The following is an 8,807-nucleotide window of genomic DNA, read 5'->3' as shown; positions in this document are numbered from 1 at the left end:
CCGCCCCTCAGTTGGGACAAAGCGCTCCAACGCAGATCACTTTCAAGGTTGACGCGAAAATCGCTTTCTTCACGGACGACTAGATGAAGAGGTAGTGAGTTGCCGAAGGCGTTTGGTGTGCGACGCCCGGCTTCAGTTTCCCAGCGTCGTTCGTATCTTGCCGGCGTTCTCAGCCAACACTTCTGGCTTCTCCATCTGACCGCTGTGCGGCTTCAAAGGAATGCCCTCGAAGCGTGGAATGATGTGAACATGGAGGTGAAAGACGGTCTGGCCCGAAGCAGGCTCGTTGAACTGCATGACTGTGACACCATCGGCATCGAAGGCCTTTTTTACTGCCCGCGCAACTTTCTGGACATTTGCGAAGAGCGGGCCGAACACCGCCGGATCGGCATCGAGCAGGTTGCGCGACGGCGCCTTCGGCACAACCAGCGTATGACCCGGCCCTTGCGGCATCACATCCATGAACGCGACAACTGCGTCATCTTCATAGACGCGATGCGACGGGATTTCACCGCGTAGGATTTTCGCGAAGATATTGCTGCTGTCGTAGGTGGCTTCGGCCATGGCGTGCGCTCCGGATTGTGCCTTGCTCTACCGTACCGACCCGAAAATCGGAATCGATTTTCGGAAAGTACGATGCGGAGATTCAAAGTGTTAGAGCGTACTTTGTGCGTCCAATTGGACGCACGTCGCCCTAATCGTCCGCCATATCCTTGCGGAACGGCGTGTGCTCTTCAAGATAGTCGCCCATCCGCTCCACTTCGCGCCGCTCGCGCCTGAGATAGTCGGCGACCGCGTTGCGCAAGCCCGGATGCGCGATGTAATGCGCCGAATGCATGGTCACCGGCCTATAGCCGCGCGCCAGCTTGTGCTCGCCTTGCGCGCCCGCTTCGACCACTTTCAGCTTACGGTCGATCGCGAAGTCGATCGCCTGGTGATAGCAGACCTCGAAATGCAGGAACGGATGGTCTTCGATGCAGCCCCAGTTGCGGCCGTAGAGCGCATCGGAACCGATGAAATTGATAGCGCCGGCAATGTAGCGTCCATTGCGCTTGGCCATCACCAGCAGGATGTCGTCGGCCATGCGCTCGCCGATCATCGAGAAAAACTCACGGCTGAGGTAGGGCCGCCCCCATTTTCTGCTGCCGGTATCCATGTAGAAGGCAAAGAAGTCGTCCCAGATCCTTTCGGTGAGATCCCTGCCGGTCAGCCAGTCGATCGAGATGCCGTGAGCGAGCGCCTCGCGCCGCTCCTTCTTCATTGCCTTGCGCTTGCGCGATGCCAGGGTGGCGAGAAAATCGTCGTAGGTCGAATAACCTTCATTGAAGAAGTGGAACTGCTGGTCGGTGCGGTGCAGGAAACCCGCCGCTTCCAGCGCCCCGACATCTTTCTGCTGCGCGAAGGTGACGTGCGCGGAAGAAACGCCGAGCTTGTCCGTCACCGCCTTCAGGCCTGCTGCCAAGCCGGCTTTCACGGCGCGACTGTCCTCGCCCTTGTTGACCAGCAGGCGAGGACCGGTGACCGGCGTGAACGGCACGGCGCATTGCAGTTTTGGGTAGTAACGCCCGCCGGCGCGCTCGAACGCGTCCGACCAGCCGTGATCGAAAACATACTCGCCCTGGCTATGCGATTTCAGGTAGCAGGGAACGGCACCGAGCAGCTTTCCCTGTGCTGTCTCCAGCCTGAGATGATGGCCCTGCCAGCCGGTTCGCCGCACGGCGCAGCCCGAATCCTCAAGCGCGCTCAGAAAAGCGAATGAAACGAGTGGGTTGTAGCCGTTTTCTGTATCGCCGCGTGCGGTACCGCCGAGGCCATCCCATTCCGCGCAGGTGAAGGCTCCGATGCCGGAGGCAACCCGGATCGCATACGCTCCATTCGCCGTTTGCCCGTCGCCTTCATCGCCTTGATCCATGAGGCTTATTTAAGCTCCGTGCCGGTCCATGCAAGCTCGGTTTCAAGCGACCTGTACAAGATCGGGTTCGAATCCTTCGAATGTCATTTGGTCGGCGTATCTAAAGGTCAAGTCGACCGCCGGTTGGTCGAGCACGGTCCAGGTGATGACCGGCATTTTGAGCCTTTCGCGCACGAAACTGACAAACCGGTTCGGCAGGTCGCCGGCGGCGTAGGAGGCGAAGGCGATGTCGTGCGCCAGCATGGCGAAATGCGCCTCGATCAGCTTGACGTCTTTGCCATAAGCGGTCAGCCCGCCCGGAATGCCGGGCGCGTGTTTCGGGAAATCGCGGATCAGCCAGTGGTCGAACGACATGATCGCCGCCTTGCCCTTGTAGTGCTTGAGCATCTTGCCGACGCTTTCTACCAGGGCTTCGTCCCGGCCGGGGACCCCTTTCAGCTCGACGACCATCGGCACACGACCATCGACCAGGTCGAGTGCCTGCTGCAGAGTCGGCAGATGGTCTGATGTGCCGCCAACCCTGAGCGCAGTCATCTCCGCTGCCGTTCGCTGCCAGACGAAGCCGTCCTGGCCGGTCAGCCGCTTCAGATCGCTGTCGTGAATGACGACCGGGATGCGGTCAGACGACAGATGCACATCGCATTCGATCGCATAGCCGCGTTCGGCTGCCGCGGCAAAGGCGGAAAGCGTGTTCTCCCAGCGCGTCTTGTTCATGTCGTGGAGGCCGCGATGGGCAACGGGTCGGGCGGTCAGCCAGGAAAGATCGGTCATGACAGGCTCATTCGACTTCGAAGATGGCTTCGATTTCAACTGCGGCATTAAGCGGCAGGGAGGCGGCGCCGACGGCGGAGCGGGCATGTTTGCCGTGATCGCCGAGCACTGCAACCAGAAAATCCGAGGCGCCGTTGGCAACCAGGTGCTGTTCGACAAAATCCGGCGCCGAGGCGACGAAGACGGTGATCTTCACCAGGCGGCGGATTTTCTCGAGATCGCCAAGGGCTGCCTTGGCCTGCGCCAATACGTTGATCGCGCAGTATTTTGCCGCTTCCTTGCCGCTTTCGGTGTCGACATCGCGGCCGAGCAGCCCGCTCGCCTGCAGCTTGCCCTCGCTGAGCGGCAGCTGCCCGGCGGTGAACAGCAGATTGCCTGACCTGGAATAGGGCACGTAGTTGGCGGCGGGCGCGGCGGCGACCGGAAGCGTCACGCCGAGATCGCTTAGCCGCTTTTCGATTGTTTCACTCATGGTATTTCCCTATTGCTTGATGACGCCGCGCGGGCCGGGCCGAAATTGCTATTTTTGCCTCGCTTCCGCCACGACTTTTTTTAAGCTGGACCCTCTTTCCTGCGGCCTGCCGATCGGAGCCCCTCATGCGCGCAACACGCCTCGCATTCCACGCCGTCCTGCTGCCAGCCGTGTTCTCGCTGGCGCCGGCTTTTGCCGTACCGGCGCTGCAGGCGCATCGCGCGGTTTATGATCTGAGCCTGGACAAAGCCTCCGATCGCTCCGGCATCACCGGCATTTCCGGCCGCATGGTCTATGAGTTCAACGGTTCGCCTTGCGAAGGCTACACGGTGAAGTTCCGCTTCGTCACCCAGATTGCCACCAACGACAATGCAACAAAGCTGACCGACCAGCAAACGACCACTTTCGAGGACGCCGAAGGCAAGACGTTCTCGTTCGTGACAAAATCCTTCGTCGACCAGAGCCTCGACAAGGAGGTGAAGGGCACCGCGACGAAGGAGACGAAGGGCCTCAAGGTCGATATCGACAAGCCGGAGAAGAGCAGCCTCGAACTCGCCGCCACCCAGTTTCCGACCCAGCATCTGGCCGAACTGATCGACAAGGCCGAAAAGGGCGAAAATTTCTACGAAACCAACCTATTCGACGGCTCGGAAGATGCCGACAAGGTGATGACCACCACCGTTGTCGTCGGCAAGAAAGCCGATGCCGACAAGGCTGATCCGGAAGCGCCGGCACTGGCGAAACTCGCCACCGACAAATACTGGCCGGTCGATATCGCCTATTTCGACGGCACCGACAAGTCAGGCGAGGAGGTGCCGGAGTACCGGATCAGCTTCAAGCTGCATGACAACGGCATCACGCGCGACCTCGTCATGGACTATGGCGAGTTCTCGATGACCGGCAAGCTGGTCAATCTGTCGTTGTTCGATCAGGCGAAAGCCTGTCCGCCGAAATAGGCTTCAGGTTAACCACGCCCGCAAGGCGGCGGCGAATGACTTGAACACGCCGCAATTGCATCTCAACTTCTACGCCGATGGGTCGATCGCGGGGGGGTGGGTTGAGCAGAATCGATGTGTTCGTGGCGCCGAGGCCCAATCCGGCGCTGATCAGGATCATGACTGTCGTCAATCGGGTTGTCATGCTGCATGGCATTCCCGGGGTTCGCGACCTGTTGCCGTTCAACCGCCTGGCCGGATTGCGCGGCGTCGCCAATGTCCGTCATATCGACTTTCCCGACGACGACCGGCAGCGGCTGAAGGCCTGTTGCGGCGCCGGCAAGGCGGCGTTCATCACGCCCAACCATCCGGAATTCTTTACCGACTGGATGATCGACAAGGAGATCGTCTCGCAGGTCAGTCCGCTCGCGGCATCCTGGGCCACGCATGGCGTCGTCAACGGCCTCGGCCGGATCATGCAGAAATTCTGGCTGGCCAACAATCTGATCGCCCAGATTCCCGGCAACAGTGGGGCTGCCAAGGAACACTCGATCGCCTGGGCGCTGAACGGGCATGGTGTTCTCTTGCATCCCGAAGGCGGCGTCGGCTGGCATGCCAATGTCGTCGGTCCGCTTCTTCCAGGGGCGGTCGAGATGGGGTTCGAAGCGCTCAAGCGCGGTCGCGTCACGGATCAGGATTCTAGGATTTGGATCGCGCCGGTTGTCTGGAAGCTCGCCTTCACCAAAAATGTCGAGCCGGCGCTGGCGCAGGAATGCGCGTATGTCGAGAAGACCCTGAAGATCGAACGCCGTGCCGCCGATACGCTGCCGGAGCGCGTCCACCATATCTATGCGACGCTAATGTCGCGCGATGAGATTGCCTGTGGCATGGCGCCCGACGAACGGGCTTCGTATGCAGCGCGTCAGACGCAACTGCTGCTCGAATTGAGCCGGCGCCTGGGGGAGGGTATTTCGGTCGATCCCAGCGTCAACGAGTTCGCCGAGCTTTTGCGCCGGTCGCGCCGCTGGCTGCGGGAAAACAACGGTGACGCTGAGAGGCAAAAACAGGTCCGCACTCTGGCGGACACGATCCAGCGTCTCCAACGCGTCGGACCGTGGGCCTCAGCCAACTCGCGCATCACGCAAGAGGAGATCGCCGAGCATCTGAAGCGCATCCGCAACGACTATTGCAAGGGCACGCTGCGCGACACGATCAACCGCTTCGTGCCGCAGCCGGCCGGGCCGCGCTGCGCGCATATCCGTGTGCCGGAACCGTTGGGATTGCACGCCTATCCGGGCTCGATCGACAATGCGCTCGCCGAACTGCACAGCCGTATGCAGGCGGCTGTCACCACGACGGTAGCCGAACTCGAAGCCGCCGGCGGCTTCATTTTCTATCCGAATCCCTTCTATCATCGCTAACGTTTGGATCTTGGCCCCAGGTGAACTGCGGCTCCGCTGGTCGGCGCAAGATGAAGGAGTGCGGCAAGCCTCATGGCGGTTTATGTCGACGCGGCGATCTGGAAATGGGTCGGCCACCGCTGGTGTCACCTGCTGGCCGACGACACCGATGAGCTGCATCGTTTTGCAACACAGCTCGGCATCAAGCGCTCGTCCTATCAGGGACCGCCGAAGACATCGGCGCCGCATTATGACATAACCGGCTTCGAGCGCGACCGCGCGGTGCGGCTAGGCGCCATCGAATGTAGCCGCGAAGAGATCGTTGCTGTTTTCCGGCGTGTCCGGGTGCCGAAGGGGAAGATACGACCATGACGTTGACGGCATTTCTGGCTTACTGCGCTGCGATCACATTCGCCGCCGCCACGCCTGGCCCGGCGGTATTCACGGTCATTGCCAACGGCGTCACGCGCGGGTTCGTTCGCGCGTTCCTGGCTGGCCTCGGTATCGCCGCTGGCGACGCGGTGCTGGTGACTTTGGCGCTGCTCGGTCTCGTGGCACTGGCACAGACCTTCGAATGGGTTTTTCTCATCCTGAAATATGCGGGTGCTGCCTATCTGATGTTTCTTGGCATCAGGATGTGGCGATCGGCTTCCGCGCGATCGAATGGACTGGAGGTAACGCAGGCAAGACTGTCTCGATCGTTTTACCTCGGCATCTCCATCGCATTGGGCAACCCCAAGGCGATCCTGTTCCACGCCTCCATCATGCCGTTGATCCTCGATCTCAACGCAATGACCTTCGCTGAGGGGCTGCTCGTGGTTGCGGTCGTGATCGGCGTCAACATTATCACTATGGGCGTCTATGCGGTGCTTGCCGGGCAAGCTTCGAGCTGGTTCAAGACGCCAAGACGGATGCGCTTGATGAACAGGTTTGCCGGCGGCGCCATGATCGGCACCGGTGCGCTGATCGCCGCACGCTGAGCCGCAAGACACCGCAGCGCTTGCGTTTGTCGCGCATCCCCTCTATATGCGCGCTCATTCCACACACGGACTTTGGTGTCTGCCCGGGAGAAATCCGGCTGAAACCTCCGGTGGCGTTCGAGGACAAAGTCCAGAAATGCCTGTGTCCGTGGAGGCTAACCGGAAAGGATACTCAAGAATGGCTCTGCCTGATTTCAGCATGCGCCAGCTTTTGGAAGCTGGCATTCACTTCGGCCACCAGACTCACCGCTGGAACCCGAAGATGGCGCCTTATATCTATGGCGCCCGCAACAACATCCACATCATCGACCTCTCGCAAACGGTGCCGCTGCTGCACCAGGCGCTGAAGCAGGTTTCCGACACCGTCGCCAAGGGTGGCCGCGTGCTGTTCGTCGGCACCAAGCGCCAGGCGTCCGACATCGTCGCCGACGCCGCGCAGCGCTCGGCCCAGTACTATGTCAACTCCCGCTGGCTCGGCGGCATGATGACCAACTGGAAGACGATTTCGAATTCCATCCAGCGCCTGCGCAAGCTCGACGAGATGCTGGCCGGCGAGGCCCAGGGGCTCACCAAGAAGGAGCGCCTCAATCTTGATCGCGAGCGCGAGAAGCTCGACAAGGCGCTGGGCGGCATCAAAGACATGGGCTCGACGCCCGACCTGATGTTCGTGATCGACACCAACAAGGAAGCGATCGCCATCCTCGAGGCCAAGCGCCTCGGCATCCCGGTCGTCGCTATCATCGATTCCAACTGCGACCCGGACAAGATCGATTTCCCGATCCCCGGCAATGATGACGCGGCCCGTGCCATCCAGCTCTATTGCGATCTGATCGCCAAGGCTGCAATCGACGGCATCGCTCGCCAGCAGGGCGCGCTCGGCGTCGACGTCGGCGCTTTGGCCGAGGCTCCGGTCGAGCCGGCACTCGAGCCGACGCCGACCGCCGAGACACCGGCTGCCCAGACACCGGAAGCATAACAGCGAAGGCCGGTTTCGGCCTTCACCTTTCTCATATTTGGCGCGCTAAGCGCTGGCGCCAGGCGCATCATCGAGGACCGATGGTGCGTCGGTGCATTTTAAACAAAGAGGCGACAATGAGCATTTCAGCTGCACAGGTCAAAGAACTCCGCGACTTGACCGGCGCGGGCATGATGGACTGCAAGGCGGCGTTGAACGAGACCAACGGCAACATGGAAGAGGCCGTCGACTGGCTGCGCAAGAAGGGCATTTCCAAGGCCGACAAGAAGGCCGGCCGTACCGCGGCCGAAGGCCTGATCGGCGTCGATTCCGGTATCCGCGAGGCGGCGGTCGTCGAGGTCAACTCTGAGACCGACTTCGTTGCCCGCAACGCCGCCTTCCAGGAGATCGTCGCCAAGGTCGCCAAGGTCGCGCTCGCCTATGGCGGCAAGACCGAGGCCGTCGCAGCCGCACCGTATCCGGGTTCGGACAAGTCGGTCGCCGACACCATCAAGGATGCTGTCGGCACGATCGGTGAGAATCTTGGCTTCCGCCGTTCGGCCAAGCTCACCGTAGAGCACGGCGCTGTCGCAACCTACGTCCACAATGCGGTTGCCGACGGCCTTGGCAAGCTCGGCGTGCTGGTCGCCATCGAGACGACAGGCAACGCGCAGGCGGCCAACGCCTTTGCCCGCCAGGTCGCCATGCATGTCGCCGCCACCAACCCGATGGCGCTGACGACGGAGCAGCTCGATCCGGCCGCGGTCGAGCGCGAGAAGGCGATCTTCGCCGACCAGGCGCGTCAGTCCGGCAAGCCGGAGGCGATCATCGAGAAGATGGTCGAGGGCCGTCTGCGCAAGTTCTACGAAGAGGTCGTGCTGCTCAAGCAGGCTTTCGTGCTCAATCCCGACATCACCGTCGAGAAGGCGCTGACGGATGCCGAGAAGGAAATCGGCGCACCGGCCAAGATCACTGCCTATCTGCGCTTCGCGCTCGGCGAGGGCATCGAGAAGGAAGAAACCGATTTCGCGGCGGAAGTCGCGGCGGCGGTCAAGAAGTAAACCGCACTCTTATTTTCTGAAAAGACTTTACGGCCGGGTGTCCGCGAGGATGCCCGGCCGATTTCTTGCGCGTTATCGATGAAGGCCAGGCGGTCGGCGGCAAGCCGGCTGGCTATCTGCCGGATCTGCTCATGCCCGGATCTGCTCGTGCCCGGATCTGCTCGTGCAAGATGCATTTGCCGGCGTAAGCTAACGACTGGAAGAGAGTTTTCCGGTTCGGGGGGCCCCGGGGAACGCGGGGGCCCGGGGGGTTTGGGGGCCCAAATTTTTGGGGGGCCCCCCCGCCGCGGGCGCCCCCCGCGCGGGGCCCCCCCCCGAAAA

10 protein-coding genes are annotated in these 8,807 nt (G+C 61.5%); 6 read left to right on the top strand and 4 right to left on the bottom strand.

The features are described from left to right. Window positions 1–132: 132 nt before the first annotated feature. From AC0L3L_RS11585 to AC0L3L_RS11570, 4 genes are all read right to left on the bottom strand, one after another. Complete coding sequence (locus AC0L3L_RS11585) at window positions 133–564, bottom strand: HIT family protein (protein ID WP_473637644.1); 432 nt, start codon at window positions 562–564, stop codon at window positions 133–135. A gap of 130 nt (window positions 565–694) precedes the next feature. Beyond that, window positions 695–1,912 (bottom strand): GNAT family N-acetyltransferase, encoded by a 1,218-nt coding sequence (locus tag AC0L3L_RS11580; RefSeq protein ID WP_473637643.1) that lies wholly within the window; start codon window positions 1,910–1,912, stop codon window positions 695–697. Between the two features lie 42 nt (window positions 1,913–1,954). Beyond that, the gene (locus tag AC0L3L_RS11575) at window positions 1,955–2,683 is read right to left on the bottom strand and encodes a glycerophosphodiester phosphodiesterase (protein ID WP_473637642.1); all 729 of its coding nucleotides are present in this window, start codon (window positions 2,681–2,683) and stop codon (window positions 1,955–1,957) included. Window positions 2,684–2,690: 7 nt separating this feature from the next. After that, window positions 2,691–3,155 carry a RidA family protein gene (locus AC0L3L_RS11570; RefSeq protein WP_473637641.1) on the bottom strand — a complete coding sequence of 155 codons (465 nt, stop codon included), beginning with the start codon at window positions 3,153–3,155 and terminating at the stop codon, window positions 2,691–2,693. A gap of 125 nt (window positions 3,156–3,280) precedes the next feature. Here AC0L3L_RS11570 and AC0L3L_RS11565 point away from each other — a divergent pair, with 125 nt between their 5' ends. From AC0L3L_RS11565 to tsf, 6 genes are all read left to right on the top strand, one after another. After that, complete coding sequence (locus tag AC0L3L_RS11565) at window positions 3,281–4,111, top strand: cell envelope integrity EipB family protein (RefSeq protein ID WP_473637640.1); 831 nt, start codon at window positions 3,281–3,283, stop codon at window positions 4,109–4,111. A 101-nt stretch (window positions 4,112–4,212) separates the two neighbouring features. Next, the gene (locus AC0L3L_RS11560) at window positions 4,213–5,511 is read left to right on the top strand and encodes a hypothetical protein (RefSeq protein ID WP_473637639.1); all 1,299 of its coding nucleotides are present in this window, start codon (window positions 4,213–4,215) and stop codon (window positions 5,509–5,511) included. Between the two features lie 72 nt (window positions 5,512–5,583). Beyond that, complete coding sequence (locus AC0L3L_RS11555; protein ID WP_473637638.1) at window positions 5,584–5,862, top strand: DUF4031 domain-containing protein; 279 nt, start codon at window positions 5,584–5,586, stop codon at window positions 5,860–5,862. After that, on the top strand, window positions 5,859–6,470 hold the full coding sequence (locus AC0L3L_RS11550; protein ID WP_473637637.1) for a LysE family translocator: 612 nt from the start codon (window positions 5,859–5,861) through the stop codon (window positions 6,468–6,470). The genes AC0L3L_RS11555 and AC0L3L_RS11550 overlap by 4 nt, the downstream gene beginning before the upstream one ends. 178 nt (window positions 6,471–6,648) lie before the next feature. Further along, entirely contained in the window at window positions 6,649–7,446 is a 798-nt protein-coding gene (gene rpsB / locus AC0L3L_RS11545) for a 30S ribosomal protein S2 (RefSeq protein WP_095492864.1), read from the top strand. Window positions 7,447–7,562: 116 nt separating this feature from the next. Next, window positions 7,563–8,486, top strand: coding sequence for a translation elongation factor Ts (gene tsf, locus AC0L3L_RS11540; protein ID WP_473487013.1), 924 nt, complete (start codon window positions 7,563–7,565; stop codon window positions 8,484–8,486). Window positions 8,487–8,807 lie beyond the last annotated feature (321 nt).

The sequence above is a fragment of the Mesorhizobium sp. WSM4849 genome, assembly GCF_055811385.1.
Note: the sequence above shows the minus strand (reverse complement) of the source record. Positions and strands in the feature narration are given on the sequence as shown.